Source organism: Paenibacillus tritici (genome assembly GCF_013204885.1).
Taxonomy (GTDB): Bacteria; Bacillota; Bacilli; order Paenibacillales; family Paenibacillaceae; genus Paenibacillus_AQ; species Paenibacillus_AQ tritici.
Map to the genome: position 1 here is coordinate 13,595 of NZ_JABMKX010000004.1, position 18,015 is coordinate 31,609.

At 54.1% G+C, this 18,015-nt stretch carries 15 protein-coding genes; 12 read left to right on the forward strand and 3 right to left on the reverse strand.

All coding sequences use genetic code 11. The features are described 5' to 3' along the window. Nucleotides 1–632: 632 nt before the first annotated feature. Nucleotides 633–2,321, reverse strand: a complete 1,689-nt coding sequence (locus HQN87_RS07720; RefSeq protein WP_173130280.1) for a methyl-accepting chemotaxis protein — start codon at nucleotides 2,319–2,321, stop codon at nucleotides 633–635. A 382-nt stretch (nucleotides 2,322–2,703) separates the two neighbouring features. Here HQN87_RS07720 and HQN87_RS07725 point away from each other — a divergent pair, with 382 nt between their 5' ends. Next, nucleotides 2,704–3,429 carry a queuosine precursor transporter gene (locus HQN87_RS07725; RefSeq protein WP_173130282.1) on the forward strand — a complete coding sequence of 242 codons (726 nt, stop codon included), beginning with the start codon at nucleotides 2,704–2,706 and terminating at the stop codon, nucleotides 3,427–3,429. 108 nt (nucleotides 3,430–3,537) lie between these two features. Here the strand turns inward: HQN87_RS07725 and HQN87_RS07730 are convergent, their stop codons facing one another. Then, nucleotides 3,538–4,632 carry a M24 family metallopeptidase gene (locus tag HQN87_RS07730; protein WP_173130284.1) on the reverse strand — a complete coding sequence of 365 codons (1,095 nt, stop codon included), beginning with the start codon at nucleotides 4,630–4,632 and terminating at the stop codon, nucleotides 3,538–3,540. 171 nt (nucleotides 4,633–4,803) lie between these two features. Between HQN87_RS07730 and HQN87_RS07735 the strand changes: the two genes are divergently transcribed. From HQN87_RS07735 to HQN87_RS07745, 3 genes are all read left to right on the forward strand, one after another. Beyond that, nucleotides 4,804–6,039 (forward strand): PQQ-dependent sugar dehydrogenase, encoded by a 1,236-nt coding sequence (locus HQN87_RS07735; protein ID WP_254075409.1) that lies wholly within the window; start codon nucleotides 4,804–4,806, stop codon nucleotides 6,037–6,039. A 138-nt stretch (nucleotides 6,040–6,177) separates the two neighbouring features. Beyond that, a complete protein-coding gene (locus tag HQN87_RS07740; RefSeq protein ID WP_173130287.1) occupies nucleotides 6,178–7,020 on the forward strand; it encodes an SDR family oxidoreductase in 843 nt (280 codons plus the stop codon). A 59-nt stretch (nucleotides 7,021–7,079) separates the two neighbouring features. Further along, on the forward strand, nucleotides 7,080–7,583 hold the full coding sequence (locus HQN87_RS07745; protein WP_173130289.1) for a GNAT family N-acetyltransferase: 504 nt from the start codon (nucleotides 7,080–7,082) through the stop codon (nucleotides 7,581–7,583). A gap of 38 nt (nucleotides 7,584–7,621) precedes the next feature. Here the strand turns inward: HQN87_RS07745 and HQN87_RS07750 are convergent, their stop codons facing one another. Then, nucleotides 7,622–7,975, reverse strand: coding sequence for a winged helix-turn-helix transcriptional regulator (locus tag HQN87_RS07750; protein ID WP_173130291.1), 354 nt, complete (start codon nucleotides 7,973–7,975; stop codon nucleotides 7,622–7,624). 91 nt (nucleotides 7,976–8,066) lie between these two features. Between HQN87_RS07750 and HQN87_RS07755 the strand changes: the two genes are divergently transcribed. From HQN87_RS07755 to HQN87_RS07790, 8 genes are all read left to right on the forward strand, one after another. Then, nucleotides 8,067–8,327, forward strand: a complete 261-nt coding sequence (locus HQN87_RS07755; RefSeq protein ID WP_173130293.1) for a YqkE family protein — start codon at nucleotides 8,067–8,069, stop codon at nucleotides 8,325–8,327. Nucleotides 8,328–8,750: 423 nt separating this feature from the next. Next, a complete protein-coding gene (locus tag HQN87_RS07760) occupies nucleotides 8,751–10,169 on the forward strand; it encodes an RtcB family protein (protein WP_173130296.1) in 1,419 nt (472 codons plus the stop codon). Nucleotides 10,170–10,171: 2 nt separating this feature from the next. Continuing rightward, nucleotides 10,172–11,458 carry an AAA family ATPase gene (locus HQN87_RS07765; protein ID WP_173130299.1) on the forward strand — a complete coding sequence of 429 codons (1,287 nt, stop codon included), beginning with the start codon at nucleotides 10,172–10,174 and terminating at the stop codon, nucleotides 11,456–11,458. 554 nt (nucleotides 11,459–12,012) lie between these two features. Continuing rightward, nucleotides 12,013–12,516 carry a sigma-70 family RNA polymerase sigma factor gene (locus HQN87_RS07770; RefSeq protein ID WP_173130302.1) on the forward strand — a complete coding sequence of 168 codons (504 nt, stop codon included), beginning with the start codon at nucleotides 12,013–12,015 and terminating at the stop codon, nucleotides 12,514–12,516. Then, on the forward strand, nucleotides 12,509–13,717 hold the full coding sequence (locus HQN87_RS07775) for an anti-sigma factor (RefSeq protein WP_173130305.1): 1,209 nt from the start codon (nucleotides 12,509–12,511) through the stop codon (nucleotides 13,715–13,717). Before HQN87_RS07770 ends, HQN87_RS07775 begins: the two co-directional genes overlap by 8 nt. A gap of 35 nt (nucleotides 13,718–13,752) precedes the next feature. Next, nucleotides 13,753–14,397, forward strand: coding sequence for a carbohydrate-binding family 9-like protein (locus HQN87_RS07780; RefSeq protein WP_173130310.1), 645 nt, complete (start codon nucleotides 13,753–13,755; stop codon nucleotides 14,395–14,397). A gap of 324 nt (nucleotides 14,398–14,721) precedes the next feature. Beyond that, nucleotides 14,722–16,482: a sensor histidine kinase gene (locus HQN87_RS07785; RefSeq protein ID WP_173130313.1), complete on the forward strand. Its 1,761-nt coding sequence runs from the start codon at nucleotides 14,722–14,724 to the stop codon at nucleotides 16,480–16,482. A 33-nt stretch (nucleotides 16,483–16,515) separates the two neighbouring features. After that, nucleotides 16,516–17,985, forward strand: a complete 1,470-nt coding sequence (locus HQN87_RS07790; RefSeq protein ID WP_173130316.1) for a helix-turn-helix domain-containing protein — start codon at nucleotides 16,516–16,518, stop codon at nucleotides 17,983–17,985. Nucleotides 17,986–18,015 lie beyond the last annotated feature (30 nt).

An 18,015-nucleotide genomic window follows, 5' to 3' on the forward strand; every position in this document is an offset into this window, starting at 1 on the left:
GATTGGATGTGCCACGTAGGCTGTGCGTTTATCGAAGGTTGTACCAGACGTATTTTCACAGAAAACCGCACCAATATACCAATCCAATCAATCCAATCCGTTCAACCACACCAATCTCACAACCTCATCAGACCAAAAAGCAGTTCCATTAGCCAAGAGGCGTCTGGAACTGCTTTTTAACTTTTGCTATATAGATATGCCCCTCACACTGGAACTCATCCTGCCACTTTTCTACGCATTCGTCTTAAGGTACATAGCCTATAAATGTATATTGTACAATTAAAAGACCGCGAAACCCCAGATAAATCAACTTAAATGTACTCTGTGCAATTAAAAACAGCAGGGAGCCCTCGTTTGAGTAATATGGGCGAGTTTAATTGTATGAACTACAATTAAACTTACCATAAGCGTAATCTCCGCCATTTTAGTTGTACGTTATACAGTTAGAGTTACTGGAGCTGGTCTCATCCCTGGTCTCATTCCTGTTTCCATCCCATCCCTCAGCCTCAGCCTCAGCCTGTTGCCATTCATACAAGCCCGGACCCCTCCGGGAATTCCCCGGAATTCACTATATAGAAGGCTGAAATGGTAATAGCCGCCAGGCAGGTGACAGGAAGGTGGCAGGCTACCAGCTAAATCTTAAACTGCTCGACCGCCTGCTGCAGCTTCACCGCCTGCTGATACAGATGCTCGACGGTCATGGCGTGGCCTTCCAGCTCCTCATGCTGGCGTGCAGAATTGTCGGCAAGGGTGTCAGCACTTTGCTGGGACTTGGCGGTAATCTGCGCCGTTTCCTCCACGGAGGCACTGACCTCCTCGGTGCCTGCGGAGATCTGCTGGGTAGCGGCAGATACGGACTGGATGCTGTGGTTGATGCTCTGAATGAGGATCAGCAGGTGGTTGAAGGCATTGCCTGCTTCTACAACCTTATTCACCCCGGAAGCGACCTCTGCGTTGACATGGTTCATTTCCGATACCGAATGGTTCATATCTTCCTGCAGACTGAGCAGGAATTCACGGATCTGTTCATTGGAGGTCTTGGATTGCTCGGACAGCTTACGCACTTCCCCGGCAACGACAGCGAATCCCCGGCCATGCTCGCCCGCGCGGGCGGCTTCAATGGAAGCGTTGAGCGACAGCATCTGAATCTGCTTAGTAATCTCGGTAATGCCCTGCACGACCTCGCCGATCATGAGGGAGCGTTCATTCATCATCCGGAACTGCTCCAGCGACTGTTCGGATGCCTGTTCAACCTGGCGCATCTGCTCCACTGCACTCTGGGCAATATCATTGCCGCTCTGGGCTTCCGTGGAAGCTTCGCTGATCTGCTCGGTGACTTCACCGGCGGCGGAAGCGATATGCTGGATGCCCATATTGATCTCATCCATGGCCCGGGAATTATCCCTTGCACTGCTGGCAATCATGGTGCTGCCCTTGCCGATCTCCTCTACAGAGGATGCCGACTGTTCGGCCATGTGATTCAGAATCTGGACACGTGCCTTCAGATCATTGGAATCGGAGACTACCGTACCGGAGGTATCCAGCACATGTCCGATCATCTCCTTCAGCCGCTCGCTCATGGTGCGGAAGCTTTCAGAGAGCTGGCCAACTTCATCCGTGCCTTTGAGGGTGAGCGCTTCAGTGAAATCACCCCCGGCCAGCTTGTTGCTGTAGGCAGCCAGCTGGGTGATCGGGCGGGTGATTCTGCGGCTCATGTAGGCTGCGGCCGAGAGCCCAATTGTAAGTGCCAGCAGGGTAATGCCTGTACTGGTCCAGAGAATGCTGCTCATTTTGTCTTTTACAAAACCCATATCCGAGCTTACCGCCACAATCATTGTGGTTCCGGGAACTCCAACATAGGCACTCTTATGTATACCGTGGTTGTCTTCATAGATTTCACTAAGTTCGGTTTTTCCTTTGGAGGCTTGCTCCATGGCAGGCGACACCTCAATGGCTTCGTCCGGCTTAAGCTTGGCGCCATGATCCGCAGTCAGCACCTTGGCCTGGCCCTCCTTCAGATCAATAAGGAAGACGGTCTCCACATCCAGCTTCTTCCGCTTCTCCTCAAAAAAGAATTCGACATTGGTCCGTGCCTGTTCATTCTTGTTAAGCGTCTGCTGCGCACTGGTTGCATTCAGGTTCTTATATACATCCTGGGCGGCGGCAGTCAGAGACTTGTCGATCTGCGGCATCACATAGCTGTTTATCGTACCAATAGAGTTGACATAGAAGCTGATACTTAACAAAAGCGAAGTGAGTAACAAAACGACAAACAGCAAAAGCGTAAACTTGCGGCTAATTGATTTTTTGAAGCTAAACATGGCATTCGCTCCTTTTCCGTAAAGTGCATCTTAATCTCCCAAGCCGGACAAAGAGCCAGCAAGCTGCAATATATTCCATGGGTATAGGTCATATATTATGGTTAGCGGAAGGTGATTGATAACTATTCTATAGAATTAACCTCAGGTTGAATAGTGAAAAATTGCTATATACCGCATTATTTTCAGAAAAAACTGAATATTTAAGAAGTCGATCACCAATTTGCCAAAAAGAATGAATCAATTTCCATTTTCATGAAAAATTAAAATTCCATAGCATGTTAGCTTTATATGTGATAGAGTATTAGTGTTTTGTGGTCAGAAGCTGATCTCCGCGGTTCGTAACCATCCCGCGTAACCAAAACTAGGAGGAGTACCAGGCACTATGTTTAATTTGTTGTGGGGAGCTTTATTTGTTGTTGTTAATTTTGTGTTTTTTCTGATCTGCTACCGATTTTTCGGTAAAAAAGGGCTGTATGCCTGGGTCGGCATGGCAACCGTGGTTGCCAACATCCAGGTAGCCAAGACGATTGCGATGCCGTTTGATATCGTCATGACGCTGGGCAATACGATGTACGTCACACTCTATATGACCAGTGACCTGCTCAATGAGCGGTACGGCCGCAAGGAAGCGCGAAGCGCCGTATGGTTCGGATTCTTCACCTTGCTGATGACGACCGTCATTATGCAGATGGTGCTGAAGTTTGAGCCGCAGGAGACGGACATTGCCCAATCTTCCCTGCAGCTGATTTTTGGCCTGATGCCAAGACTTGCTCTGGGCAGTCTTACCGCGTATTTCATCAGCCAGTTTCTGGATGTGCGGCTCTATTCGTGGATACGGAAGTACTACGGCAGCTCACGCCAGCTCTGGATCCGCTCGAACGGCAGCACGATGGTTAGCTCTTTTGTCGATACGCTGATCTTCTGCACGATTGCTTTTGCCGGAATGTATGATCTGAAGGTATGGACCGAGATTCTGCTGACCACCTATCTGGCCAAGTTCATTCTCACTGCCGCAGGCACGCCGGTATTGTATCTCGCCCGCTCATTCAGATTTGCCGAAGAGGAACAGCCGACCGCTCTGCGGGAGAACGGACAGCTTCCTTTATAGATTGCATGTTGTAATAGAAGAGCCTCTCATTATAAAACCCCAGCCCCGGGATCTCCCGGGCGGCTGGGGTTTTTGTTAAAATATAAGTTGTAGGTTTCACCTGATTACTTAAAGGTTCAGCACAGTCCATTCTTTGGGGAAGCTGGTCAGAGTCTGCGGGCCTTCTGCTGTAACCAGCACATCATCCTCAATGCGCACACCGCCCAGATTCGGGACATAAATTCCCGGTTCTACCGTGAACACGTTGCCGTTCTGGATGACATCCGTATTCAGCCCATGCAGCGAAGGATATTCATGGGTGTCCATGCCAAGCCCATGCCCGACACGGTGCATGAAGTATTGGCCGTAACCGGCGGCTTCAATCACATCCCGCGCCGCCTGGTCGACTGAACCGAAGGTCGCTCCGGCCACGGAGGCGGCAATACCGGCTTCATTGGCCGCCAGCACAGCATTGTAAATATCCTGCAGCCGGCTGTCCACTTCTCCCACCGCGAAGGTCCGGGTGATGTCAGAGGCGTAGCCTGAGGCATAGACTCCCAGATCGAACATAAGCAGATCGCCCGGCTGAATGAGGCGTTCCCCCGGGACGCCATGCGGCAGGGCCGTGTTCGGGCCGGACAGCACCATGGTGTCGAAGGAGGGGCCGGAGGCACCCACTTTTTTCATCAGATATTCAAGCTCGGCAACCAGTTCAATCTCGCTGATTCCGGCTTTGACATGCGACAGGCCGCGGCGGAGAACCTCCTCCACCAGCTCGGCGGCATGCCGCATGATGCGGACCTCCTCCGGTGTCTTGATTGCGCGCATCGCGCGGAGCAGGTGGCCGATATCACAGTATGAACCGGCTGCGACGGATTCGGCCAGCAGCTCATACCGGCTGACGGAGAAGTGTTCCTTCTCGATACCGAAGCTGCCCGGACTTCCATTGCCGAAGCGTGACTTCAGCAGGGCGTAGGGATTGTCCGTATCGCTATGCGTCAGAATCGTCTTCACCGAGGAGGCAGCCTGCGCCGCTTCGGCGTCCAGCGCCGGAACGATCAGCACCGGCTCCTTGCCGCGGATCAGCAGCAGGCCCAGGAACCGTTCATGCGGGTTGCTGGCGAAGCCGGTCAGATAGTATACATGCTTAGGATCGGTTACGAGCAGGGCATCCAGGCTTCCGGCTGCCATGTCCTGCTCCAGTGTCTGCAGAGCTACATTCATTTCAATAGTTCCCCTTTCATCTACACGCTATCAACAGCAATGCTCCCATTATAATTCATAATCAGGGAGCCTGCACATCCCGGCGGCCCGCAGGATCAGGCGTTTGAGGGAGAGGGGCGCCGGGTAATAGTTGCCACTCTATCTATAATAGACTTACAGGAGGTTATGAATATGTCTCGAACGGGAAAAAGAATGCTCTCCCATATAACTCTGCTGCGCGGAACCCTGATCCTGCTGACGGGCCTGCTGTCAGCCTGCACCAATAATACTGACGCTGAGCCTGGCGGAGCTCCCGCTGCAACCGGGGGCACTCCGGTAACGGAAGCACCGGCGGCGGTCACGCCGGAGGATTCTGCTGCTGAACCGGGGCGGACGATATCCCCGGAAGTTCCATATACAGTACATACACTCGCCAGTGGACTGGATGTTCCGTGGGAGATGGCGTTCGCGCCGGACGGGCGGATCTTCTTCACCGAACGGCCGGGCAGCCTGCGGGTGATCGAGAACGGCAAGCTGCAAGAGACTCCGCTGCTGGAGTTCCCTGCTCCATTTATGAGCAAGGGTGAAGGCGGACTGCTGGGCCTGGCGCTTGATCCTGAATTTGAACGTAACGGATTCGCGTATGTATACCATACTTACCGGACGGAAGAGGGAGGGACGGCGAACCGGGTGCTGCGGCTCAAGATTGGAAGCAGCACAGCAGAGATCAGCCGGGTGCTGCTGGATCACATCCCGGGCGATACCAATCATAACGGCGGACGGATCAAGATCGGGCCGGACGGGAATTTGTATGTCACCGCAGGGGATCGCTACGAGCCGGAGCTTGCGCAGGATCAGACCAGCCTGGGCGGCAAAGTTCTGCGGATCACCACCGCAGGCTCCATCCCGGAAGATAACCCGTGGCCCGGATCGCCGGTCTACAGTATGGGCCACCGCAATCCGCAGGGCCTGGCCTGGCAGCCGGAGAGCGGGGTGCTCTTCAGCTCTGAGCATGGTCAGTCTAGTCATGATGAGCTTAACGTCATTGAGGCCGGAGCCAACTACGGCTGGCCGCTTATTGAAGGCGATGAGACCGGAGATGGCGAGCCGAAGCTTGTAGCTCCGCTGGCCCACAGCGGGGATGAGACCTGGGCCCCGTCAGGCATCACCTTCATTACACAGGGGCCCTGGTCCGGTGAACTGCTGGTTGCTACTCTAGCAGGGCAGCAAGTCTTGCGGGTATCGCTGTCCTCTTCAGGCGGTAAGCCTGCTGTCACAAGCTTGTTCAAGGAGAAATACGGAAGAATCCGCAATGTGGCGGAAGGGCCGGATGGTACGCTGTACCTTATGACGAACAACCGTGATGGCCGGGGGAACGCGGATGAGCAGGATGATAAGCTGATTGCGCTGCGGCCGAACTGGAAGTGAGGAAGGCTTGCGGTGAACTGCTGGATTCACGGGACTATTTTAACCCTCAGAAATGATGTAACATTAGCTTAGCGCATACACTCGGATAGGGAGAGCGGTATCATAGCCAAGCTGCCCGCGAGAGAGGGGAAGAAGTCCATGCAAGGACAAACTGTACTGATCACCGGTGCGAATTCCGGGATGGGGCTGGCTACGACAGTAGATATGGCCCGCAGGGGAGCAAGCGTGATTATGGCCTGCCGCAGCCGCAAGCGGGGCGAAGAGGCTCTTGCGGAAGCGGTGCGGCAGAGCGGCTCCGGCAAGATCCGGCTGATGCTGTGCGATCTCGCTTCATTCGCAAGCATCCGTGCTTTTGCCGGGGAATTCACCGCCGAATACCCTGTGCTTGATGTTCTGATCAATAACGCAGGTGTGGTCGCGCTCAAACGTGAGCTGACAGCCGATGGATACGAGCTGGATCTGGGCGTTAACCATCTGGGGCATTTCCTGCTGACCGATCTGCTGCTGGATAGCCTGAAGGCCGCTGAACAGGGACGGATTGTAGTAGTTGCTTCCGGTGCGTTCAAGATTGGCAGGCTGCATCTGGAGGATCATACGTTATCCCGTGGCTTCAATCCGGCCAAGGCATACGCCCGTTCCAAGCTGGCCAACATTCTGTTCACCCGCGAGCTGGCTTCACGCCTGCAGGGCACCAGGGTTACTGTGAACTGTCTGCATCCCGGCGCGGTAGGGACGAGTATTGGTGTGAACCGGGAGACGGGCTTCGGGCGCGGCGTGCTGAAGCTGCTGTCATACTTCTTCCTCACCCCTGAGCAGGGCGCGGACACAGCGATCTATCTGGCGACCGCACCGGAGCTGAGCGCAGTCAGCGGACACTATTATTACCGCCGCAAGATTAAGGAATTAACGCCACGGGCGAAGAATGCAGATGACGCTGCACGCTTGTGGAAATGGAGTCTGGAGCAAACAGGGCTTGACTAAAAGCTTCAAGTTCAAAACTAAGTGCGTCTTATATAGTCACTTTGAGGAGGAATCATAGCATGAATTGGCAGGCTTACAGCATAGAGGATGCAGCAATTGAGGATTTGGGGGAGATTGTGGAGATCTATAATTCGACGGTTGCCGGAAGAGTGGTAACTGCGGATCTTGAACCGGTCAGCGTGGAGGAGAGGGTGGGATGGTTCCATGAGCATAGCAGCCATCACCGGCCGCTCTGGGTACTGAGACATGGGGACGAGATTGCGGCCTGGTTCAGCTTCCAGTCGTTCTATGGACGCCCGGCTTACAATGGAACAGCAGAGATCAGCGTCTATGTGAGCGAGAAGTTCCGCGGCAGCGGCGCCGGAAGTATTCTGCTGGCTAAGGCGGTTGAGGAATGTCCGCGTCTGGGCCTCCAGAACCTCGTCGGCTTTGTCTTTGGCCATAATGAGCCGAGTCTGGCCCTGCTGCGGAAGTTCGGGTTCGAGGAGTGGGGCCTGCTGCCGGGAGTCGCCGTGCTGGATGGAATCCCGCGTGATCTCGTGATTATCGGCCGCAAGCTGTGAAGGTATAGCAGGCTATCGCACGCAGACACAAGGTATGCTTATTGAGGCTGCGGAGGAGCGGTGGAGGCGGGCTGACATTCCTCTTCCGTGATCCAGGATTCCGACCAGTCCTGCAGATCGCGGATGACCGATTCCAGCGCCCGGCCTTTGCCTGTGAGCGAATACTGGATGCGGACCGGGGTCTCAGGGAAAACCTCGCGCAGCACGATGCCCTCCTGCTCCAGCTCCTTCAGCCGTTCGGACAGCAGCCTGCCGCTGACAGGAAGCGAGGACTCAATTTCCCCGAAGCGCTGGGGGCCCTGCAAAAGCTGATAGATGATTAAGCCCGTCCAGCGTCTGCCGATAATATCCATGCTTTTTTGTAACCTTGGACATAAGTCTGTGGATTTCATTAGGCTCACCTCTTACTGTACATTATAAACGAAAAGACCTATGCCTAAAACAAAATTGCCCGAAAAGAACACCATGAAAGGATGATTTCCCTTGGCTAAAAAGAAGAAGAATACACCGGCCCCGCGCCCTGCGGCAACGGATGCCCCGGCAACCCTGAAGGATATGCTGAGCGGCGAGGTGCTGGAGAAGCTAAAGGCGCAGTCCGATGCGCTCAAGGCTGAAGAACGGGACAAGAAGGAGGCTGCCCTAAAGGCAGTCGAGGATAAGCGCAAGGCTGAGCAGAAACGGCTGGAGAATGATTTCGGCCACCTGCTGGAGAACAGCAATCAGGACTGGTCCAAATTTAAGTAAAATAATTCTTTACCAGAATAAGGGTTGACAATCTGCTGCAAGGCCATATATTATTGGGTTTATCATTTAGAGAAGGGAGGCTGACGGGTCATGATTGGAACAAATGAACGGAACAGACAGCAGGATCACCTGACAACCGCATATGTACGATCTGATCTCATCGCCTTCGTCCGGAAGACATAATGCGCAGGGTACTGCTGCTGATGTCTGAACTGAATACGGGTGTGCTTTGAACGGGTGCAAGCTTCAACGGGAAGCTGCACCTTGCACGCCGGGAGCCGCATGATCAGAATCTGATCTGCGGCTCTTTTTGTGTACCCTGAAACTCGAAATTTACTGAACCCCCTATGGAACCAAACCAGAAACCCAACCTGAGAGGAAATGAACAAATAGATGAATAACATGACACCCCAAGCGGGGGAGATGTCCCGCTACAAACATGAGGTAGCCCTTCCGGGCGGCGACCTTAAGGTCTACGCCAGCGAGCAATTATTCGGCTCACTGGATTACAAGGTCCTGGAAATGGCCAACAACAATCTGCAGATTCCGGGTATTGAATATATGAGCTATACGCCCGATGTGCATGTAGGCGTCGGAACCTGCATCGGAACTACTGCGGTCTGGGATGCCGCGACCGGCTATGTGTCGCCGTCCATCGTGGGCAGCGATATCGGCTGCGGGATGCGTGTGCATCTGACCAATCTCCATATGGATGATCTGCGTGAAGTGAAGCTGCGCCGGAAGCTGGTCCGTGCGATTGAGAAGTATCTGCCGATGGAGGCCCAGCAGCGCGGCCATTACAGTGATATCCGGCTGGAGAATATTGTCCGCAAGGGACTGCATGGCCTGCCGAACAAATATGTTCCGGACAGCTACACTCCGAAGAAATCAAGCGCGCTGTCCCATGTGGAGATCAGCAAGCTGGCCTTCGATGACGAGATTCTGAATGAGCTGCCGGATATGGCCTGGCACCGCGGCCACCGCCAGCTCGGCACGCTTGGCGGCGGCAACCATTTCGTCGAGATTCAGGCGATTGAGATCGCTGAGGAGCAGCGTGAGGTCGCTGAAGCGTGGGGACTGAAGGACGGGCAGATTGCCGTGATGATCCACTCCGGCTCCCGGGCCTGGGGAGGCATGGTCAATCAGTTCTGTACCCCGGCCTTCGCCAAGGTCATGGGCCAGCTTGGATTGGGCAGCGCCGACCCGCGCCTGATCTATGCGCCTCTGGCACATCCGCAGGCCCGGCGTTATGTTAATCTGATGTACTCGGCGCTGAACTATGCGGTGGTGAACCGCCATCTGATCGCTTATGGTGTACGTGAAGGCTTCCGTGACGTCTTCGGTACGAAGTGCGAGCTGCGTACCCTCTACGATCTGATGCACAATTATGCCTGGGAAGAGGAGACTTCCTCGGGCACCAAGTTCGTGCACCGCAAAGGGGCGACCCGCGCTCTGCCCGCAGACCATGCGGATAACCCGAAGGCTTATGCGGCGACCGGGCATCCGGCTCTGATTCCAGGCTCGATGGGCACCGCTTCTTACATCATGGTCGGCCAGCCCGGAGGAGAAGAGAATTATTATTCAATCTGTCATGGAGCCGGACGCATTCGTTCCCGCTCGGCAACGAAGCGGCTGGTGTCTGTCCATGAATTTTCCCGGTCGATGAAGGTGGGGACAGCAGATGAGATTGTAGTGAATCAGCATTCCCTGGAATCTATCATTGACGAATCTCCCCAGGCCTATAAGAATGTAGATGAGATCATAGAAAGCGTTACGGGCGCCGGCCTGGCTGCCGTTGTGGCCAAATGCAAGCCGCTCGCAGCGATAAAGGGGACGAAATAAAGATGGAGCAGGAGAATAAGAAACCAGCTGTGATCTATGAATATCATGAGGACAGTGCCGGAATCATCAAAGGTTATGAGGTGTACGCGCGCCTGGTAGACGGTATACTTGAAGCCCTTCACACTCGTTACGGCGTCCGTTATGAACTGTATGCCAGCGATGACCCCAACAGTGAGTACTGGAAGCTGCTGGAGAACGATGTGCAGAGCGGGAATGCCGGAGTGGAGCATGTGGCGCGGATTTTTGACCGCCTGGAGGACCGGACGTTCGTGTTCGATGATGAGAAAGAGCAGCCGGAGTACCATATCCATCTGTCGGTCCGCAATAATGTGCTGGCTTATCCGGCCATGGGCGTAGCTCTGGCACGGGTGCCGGTGTTCCAGGAGAACGGCATTAACTTTCAGGATTATGTGTTCGCCGCATCCGATGCGCAGCTGCAGTTCTTCCTTGGCAATGTGCGCAACCGGCAGCGGGAGCAGAATATCAACAAGGTGACGGTGTTCACCGACAGACGGAATGGGATTTCCCGTGAGGATGAACCGATTACGCGTGCTGTAAGGCGGGAAGAGGTGATTTTGGACGCCGGTATCAAAAAAGAGATTTACCGCTCACTCGACCAGTTTTTTGATAGCGACCGCAGCTTCTATGTTACCTATGACATCCCGTATAAACGGGGGATTCTGCTCTACGGGCATCCGGGCAACGGCAAGACTACGCTGGTCAAATCCATTGCCGGAAGCGTTCCGGGACCTGTGCTCTACTGGCAGATTACGGAGTATACGAGCAGTGAATCAGTGAATGAGGTGTTCGAGGCTGCGGCCCGGCTGGCACCGATGGTGCTGGTGATTGAGGATATTGATTCCATGCCGCAGGAGGTCCGCTCCTTTTTCCTGAACACGCTGGACGGGGCCACCTCCAAGGAGGGCATCTTCCTGATCGGCACCACCAATTACCCGGATAAAATCGACCCCGGCCTCATGAACCGCGCCGGGCGCTTCGACCGGGCTTATGAGATTAAGATGCCGAGCGAGGCGCTGCGCCTTGAATACCTGCAGCTTAGAGGCTTCTCCGCCTTCGTTGGAGAAGAAGGCACGGCCACGGCTGCGCGCCTGACCGGAGATTTCTCCCTGACCCAGCTGGGGGAGCTGTATGTCAGTGCGGCACTGGAATGGCATGAGAACGGCACGGCTGAGGTGGAGTCGCTGGTGCGGGGGATGCGCGGCGAGCTGGACAAAGGCCGCAAACGGGAATGGATGAAGGATGCTTCGTCCAGTATCGGATTCTATTGATTAGTCGGCTGGAGATAGTCCCTATGCGCTCGCGGCAGGGCCTGAACTGAATACGAAGCTGTACCGGAGGGAGCCTTGAGGCTCCCTTTTTCCAAATATAAAAATTTAAATGCTAAAAGACGGCAAAGCCGTTTCCACTTGTGGCAGGACAAGATTTCAAACATACCAGTGTGCTTATTTGCGGAGATGTATCTCATTCCCCCGCTGATTCAAGTATTGTGCGTAAACTTCGGAGTGCGGCGGGTGATCTAAGTGGAATTAGTACATCTAATTTGGCGTCAAAGGTACACTTATAGGCAGCAGTTGGACAAACAGCACTTAATCGGTCCGATTTCTGCTGAATCCAGGGGGTTGGGTGGAGTAAGTGGACTTTTTCCAACTGCTTCCCCACAACTCTCCATTTCAGCAGAATTAAGTGTCTTTTTTCCAACTGCTTCCCGTTAACAAACTCAGCTTCCCCTCTGTCCCCTCAGCAACGGCGCGGATACGGGGAATTTCCTGCAGAAGTGTAACTTTTGGCGTTCTCATACGTGGATGGAGTAAGGGGGGAGGAGATGGAGCCGAATTCGCTGGATGAGGTATACGAAAATTATGTTGCGGACATCTACCGCTATCTGCGCTCCCTCTGCCAGGACCACCATGCGGCCGAAGATTTGATGCAGGAGACCTTTTACCGTGCTTATCTGTATCTGGAGGATTGCCGGGAAGAGAAGATTAAGCCGTGGCTGTTCCGCGTGGCTTACAATGCTTTTGTAGATTATAAGCGCAAGGAGAAGCGGAGTGTGGCCAAGGAAGCCGGTTACTTCAGCAGTCTGGTTCATCCGGACACGACAGAGGGGACTTTGCTGCGTCAGGAACGCTGGGAGGAAGCGGCTCTGGCGCTCAGTCTTCTGCCGGAAGGACAGCGCCATGCGCTGCTCCTGCATGATTATCACGGGCTGAGTTACAAGGAAGCCGCAGACATTATGGATGTGGGCCTGTCCCAATACAAGATACTGGTATTCCGCGCCAGGCAGAAGCTGCGTGAGGCGGAGCGGAGGAGGAATGAGCATGAGTGAGGAATTCAAAGAGAAGCTGCGCCAATACAGCGAAGGCACCCTTCCGGAGGAAGAGCGTGAGGAGCTGGAGAGTGAACTGGCGAAGCTTGAAGCGTATCAGCAGTATCTGGAGGAGCAGATGGAGCAGGAGGAGCAGACCGGCGGACGGTGGACCAAGGCGGACCCGGAAGGAGGGGCAGCTCCAGGGCCCAAGAAGACGAAGAGGAAGGCGAAGCGAAGAGAAAAGTCTATTATCCGCCGGGGCAAATGGAAAGCACGGATCACCAACACGTTCACTGTATTCTCTGCGCTTCTGATCTTTACAGTCATCAGCAGCATTATCACAACGGTCTTCTACAGCACCGGAGACCGTGGGGACACTTACAGTGATGTAGTGTCATCGGCGATTGCCGTTACCCGTCCCAATACGACGGTGAGGCTTTCATCGAACGCGCATTATTTTTTCCGCCTGGAGTTAACCGGGAACCTGCTGAGGCAGGTGGGCGGCGAGAGCATTCAGGTGGGCAACTATACCCAGAACCTCTTTCTGGGAAGAGGCAATCCTGGGGAGTTTAACTGGACGGATGAGCGGAATGGGTCCGGGAATATTTTTTATTATCCGTCTGCGAAGGGCACGGCCGGGAGAGGGGATAACAGCGATCAGTGGAAGAGGCTGGAGAAGCTTCCTGAAGGTACGGTTGCTGAGGCGTATCTGTCACTCGGCCATTTATATACCACAGATGAACTCCTGAAGCAGCTGGAGCCGCTGAATCTTCAGCCGGTCTGGTTCGGAGCAGATGCCGGACCTTCAACGAGGGAGGACGATGTGGTCGTATATCCGCTTGGCTTCCCTTATCAGCCTATGTGGCATAAGGACGATATGAAGAAATCCGAAGTCACCACTACCAAGACAGGCTGGTTCAGCTCGGTATCCTCCTATAGCAGCGTATCGCCTTCCGTTGATGAATACGGTAGCGGCGCGTTGCGGGATGCCAACTTTATCAAGACGCTTAAGCTGCTGCAGCAGCATCAGACACTCGCGGGCAGAGCGGTGCATATCAATCAGTTAGACACCTCTCTGGCCTATCTGGAACAGAATGGGGTTAAGCTCTATGGAGCCGTTGTCACCGGACCGGTCAAGGAGCTGCTGAAGCTGCGCGAAGCCTCCTGGGTAAGCCATTTACAGGTAGGGGAAGTGCGGCTGTGGAACTGGCAGGAATAATTGGAGTTAAAGACTACAAGAATAGGAGATTTCCCATGGAAAAGAAATTGCGTTCTTATCTGATCCAAGAGAGTAAACTTCCGGTCAACTGGAATGAGATTAGTCCGCTTGGAGTGGATCAGTACCTGTGGCTTCACAATGGATACCAGCCGAAGGTCGAGGTCAAGCTTTGTTACACGGGTGAGCGATTGCATATAAGGTTTCAAGTCTTTGAGGAGAATCCGCTCATCCGCTACCATAGTCCCGGTGATCCTGTATATAAGGACAGCTGCGTCGAATTTTTTATCCAGCCGCTTCCTGATTCGGATGCCCGTTACCTGAATTTTGAGCTGAATGCGGCAGGCGTCCTTCTGTTGCAGCTGGGTGAGGGAAGAGAGCAGCGGATTCCGCTTGCACAGGATTCAACAGAACTTTTTCAGATCAAGGGGGACTTTCATGCGAATGCTGGGCAAACAACCGGGGAGAACACCTGGTGGACACTGGAATTTTCGATCCCCTTTGCCTGGCTGCAGAGCCTGTTTCCTGACTTCACGGTAGCATCCGGGCAGCTTCTGCGCGGTAACTTCTATAAATGCGGGGATGAGACGGATATACCCCATTACGGATGCTGGAACCGGGTGGATTCAGCTTCGCCGAACTTTCATTTGAGCTCCTGCTTCGGTGAATTGAAGTTTCAATAGGTAGGCTTAATCGCAGCCGCTTGGCTATACCCTCATCTGATATATCAGGTGGGGGTTTCTTTTTGAAATATATTGCGGAATGAGTCGAAAAAAGCGGGATTATGCAATTAATCTCTTGATCAGCTAAATAACCATGATCGGGGTTTTAGTATAATTATCTTTAAGAAGCTAAGGTATGCGCTGTAATGTGTTCATTTATCAATTACTCGTTTCCTGTCGTTTTTTCTTGAAGTCTGGGGTCATATGAAAGATACTTAAGTTTATTTACTGTAGTCTATGAAGCATGGCGGGAGAACTATTTCGGCCTTACAGGGGGGTGGCAGGTTGGGTACGGGAATCACCAGGTGGACTCTGCGTTCCAAATTCATTGTGATGTTGCTGCTCTTCGGCGTGCTTCCCATGCTTGTTATCGGCTGGGCCGGTTATGATGCCTCCAAGCGTACGATTATTCAACAGGCAGTGGAAATCCAGTCCCGTTTGCTCGAACAGACGGTTGCCTCCGTAGACAGTGAGCTGTCGATGTATCAAATGCTCGCCGGATCGTTCGGGCAGGAGGAGAGTGTCCGCCAGATGCTTGATCCGGAGTCTTCTCCGGACGATCTGAGGCGCTACGTCAAGGAATGGGATATGTTCAACCAGTTGCTGAGCAAACTGGTCTTCTCCAAATTTGAAGAGACGCCCTCAATTGTGATCTACGGTTATAACCGTAAAGTGTTCACAAGCTGGGGGGCGGACGGCACCAGTCTGGCCGATTATCTGGACAGCAATACGGAATTCAGAAAAGTACTGAAGGCCGCCAGCACCGGCCGGTTTGTATGGGCGGCTCCGCATCCCGTCTTCGACTTGTCCAGCGCGGCCGAGCCGATGTTCACCTATGTGGCCGGATATACGGATGCCGATACCGGCACAGAGTTGGGGAAAATGCTAATCTCGGGTTCCTTAACCGCCTTGGTAGAAGATCTGGCCTCCAATAACCGGTTTGTCATCGCGAAGCCGGAGGGTTCACTGGTGTACTCCGTCCCTGGGGCCGCCGTACCTGAAGCCGTTCTTGGGGAAGCAGTTGCTGCTTCTTATATCAAGGGCGCAGCTGTGCTGAACCGGGGAGAGAGTATGAACAAGTCCCTTTATATATCCGCGAAGCTGCTGAACGATTGGGTTGTTGTTAAGGAGATCCCCTACCGCAGTCTGCTGTCAGAGCTTGGGGAGATCCGCAATATCATGCTGCTGGTCATCGGACTCTGTGTACTGCTGTCTATTCTGCTTGGGCATTGGTTCACCGGCCGGATGCTGCGGCCGATTAAGCAGATGGTCCGGGTCATGAGAAGGATCGGGTCAGGGGAGTGGGCGCATCTTCCGCTGATCCGCACCGACCCGGAGCTTGACCTGCTTCAGCGTTCATTTCTGAGCATGACCTCCGATTTGAAGGAGCTGCAGGAACGTATGGAGGTCGAGCAGCAGCAGAAGCTGGAGCTGGAGCTTGAATCACTGCTGGCGCAAATTCAGCCCCACATGATCAAGAATACGCTGGCAGTGGTCAGCGGGCTGGCGCTGCGCGGCAAGACGGAGCAGATCCGCGAGGTCGTCCATGCGCTGGGATATTTTCTATCCTCCAAGATCTACCCGGAGAATCCGCTTGTCACCATTGAAGAAGATTTGGATGCGCTACAGCACTACCTGACCATTATGCGGATTCGCTACCCGGACCGGATTCATGTCCTGATTGATGTGCCGGATGCGCTGCTTGGACAGCATATTCCCCGCTTTACTTTGCAGCCGCTGGTGGAGAATAGTATCTATCACGGGATGAAGAACGATGAAGCCATTCATATCTGGATTCAGGCTTATGATATATCCGCCACCTTCACCATTTCAGTAGCCGACAACGGGGCAGGCACAGCCAAGCAGCCGTTCGAAGCTGCCGTAGAAGGGGAGGATACGGGGCGGGTGACTGCATACTCCGGCATTGGGTTATCCAATATCCGGCAGCGTATAGCCCTGTATTTCGGCGGAGCCGGGACCCTGCGCTTCGAGAGCCGTCCGGGAACCGGAGCTCAGGTGGAGATCACACTGCCCAAGCGGCAATAAGCAGAAGAAGCTGTCTATATAAGGAGGGGCAACATGACCATTCGAACGATGCTGGTGGAGGATGAGTGGCTGATCCGGGAGGCCCTGCTGAAGACCATTCCCTGGGAGCGGTACGGCTTCGAAATTGCAGGGGAGGCGGGCAATGGAAGTGAAGCGCTTGAGATGTTCATCCGGCTGCAGCCGGATGTGGTGATTACAGATATTCGTATGCCGGGCATGGACGGGCTGGAGCTGATTGCCTGCATCCGCGAGATATCGCCGACGGTACTGATTTGTATCTTAAGCAGCCATACGGACTTTCAGCTCGCCCGGCAGGGCATCCGCTACGGCGTATTCGAATATCTGGACAAGCTGAATCTGTCATCCGGCGAGATCGAACACTGTCTGGCAAGATTGTATGAGACCTTTCAGGGGCACTCCCGCGAGCGTGACGTTTCCACGCTTCCGGTAGAGCCGCAGCAGGAAGTGCGGAGTCTTGAGCTGCAATCTCCCTCTGCCTGGCTGAAGCAGTTCAGGATACAGGCACGGGAGTGTGCAGGCTGGAGATGGGTCATTATGCAGATCAGCCGGGAGACATGGGAGCAGACGGATATTCATGCCTGGCTGGAGGAATTCCCGTATCCGGAGGTCATTAAGGAGCGGCGATTGTTCGTGGACGCAGAGCAGCGGCTGCATCTTATTATGGAGGGCGAGATCGAAGTGCCGCGCCTGCTGCTGGAACGTTATGAGGATACCGGTATCCTGATCAGCTCCAGGGTGGCTGGACCGGAGGAGTGGGAGAAGGCTTACCGTGAGGCTGAAGAATTGCAGGCGGATTTGTTCTATACGGGCTGGAACCATGCGGTGGATTATGAGCACAAGCGTATCTATCAAGTCTCTGGCCCGGCGCTGACGGGCGATCAGGAGGATAAGCTGATAGCTTTGCTTGCGGTCGGCAATGCCAATGCGATCCTGGAGTGCCTGGATGAGCTGCTGCTGGATGCGCAGCGGCGCAGCGTTCATCCGAAGCGGTTGATCCAGGCGCTTACAATGCTGCTGACTCGGAATATCCCCGGTAAATATCTTCAGCGCGAGCATACCGCCGTGTGGGGGGAAGCCATCGGCCGCATTCATTCCTGTACAACCGCCGGAGAATTCATGGAGCGTATGTCATCTGCTCTGAGGACGGTGATGCAGGACAAGGACCGCCCGGTAACCATGGATGTGGAAGTTGCGCTCCGCTATGCGCAGGAGCATTATGCAGAGAAGCTGACGCTTGGCCGCCTGGCCGGTGCTGCGCACCTGAATCCGAATTATTTCGCCACGTTATTCAAGGAGCAGACCGGCGAGACGCCGATGGCCTTCGTGGCCCGTCTGCGCGTAGAGAAGGCCAAGGAGCTGCTCAAGCGCCGCGAGGGGAGTGTCCAGGAGATTGCGGAGCAGGTAGGTCTGCATAATCTAAGCCACTTCTCGCGGGTATTCAAAAAGATGACCGGACAGACTCCCTCCGAATATCGCGGATAATCTGTATTATAGAATACAAAACTGAAGATC

Coding starts and splice junctions, on each gene's coding strand:
- HQN87_RS07720 (WP_173130280.1), bottom strand. CDS start 2,321: ATGTTTAGCTTCAAAAAATCAATTAGCCGCAAGTTTACGCTTTTGCTG.
- HQN87_RS07725 (WP_173130282.1), top strand. CDS start 2,704: ATGTTTAATTTGTTGTGGGGAGCTTTATTTGTTGTTGTTAATTTTGTG.
- HQN87_RS07730 (WP_173130284.1), bottom strand. CDS start 4,632: ATGAATGTAGCTCTGCAGACACTGGAGCAGGACATGGCAGCCGGAAGC.
- HQN87_RS07735 (WP_254075409.1), top strand. CDS start 4,804: ATGTCTCGAACGGGAAAAAGAATGCTCTCCCATATAACTCTGCTGCGC.
- HQN87_RS07740 (WP_173130287.1), top strand. CDS start 6,178: ATGCAAGGACAAACTGTACTGATCACCGGTGCGAATTCCGGGATGGGG.
- HQN87_RS07745 (WP_173130289.1), top strand. CDS start 7,080: ATGAATTGGCAGGCTTACAGCATAGAGGATGCAGCAATTGAGGATTTG.
- HQN87_RS07750 (WP_173130291.1), bottom strand. CDS start 7,975: ATGAAATCCACAGACTTATGTCCAAGGTTACAAAAAAGCATGGATATT.
- HQN87_RS07760 (WP_173130296.1), top strand. CDS start 8,751: ATGTCCCGCTACAAACATGAGGTAGCCCTTCCGGGCGGCGACCTTAAG.
- HQN87_RS07765 (WP_173130299.1), top strand. CDS start 10,172: ATGGAGCAGGAGAATAAGAAACCAGCTGTGATCTATGAATATCATGAG.
- HQN87_RS07770 (WP_173130302.1), top strand. CDS start 12,013: ATGGAGCCGAATTCGCTGGATGAGGTATACGAAAATTATGTTGCGGAC.
- HQN87_RS07775 (WP_173130305.1), top strand. CDS start 12,509: ATGAGTGAGGAATTCAAAGAGAAGCTGCGCCAATACAGCGAAGGCACC.
- HQN87_RS07780 (WP_173130310.1), top strand. CDS start 13,753: ATGGAAAAGAAATTGCGTTCTTATCTGATCCAAGAGAGTAAACTTCCG.
- HQN87_RS07790 (WP_173130316.1), top strand. CDS start 16,516: ATGACCATTCGAACGATGCTGGTGGAGGATGAGTGGCTGATCCGGGAG.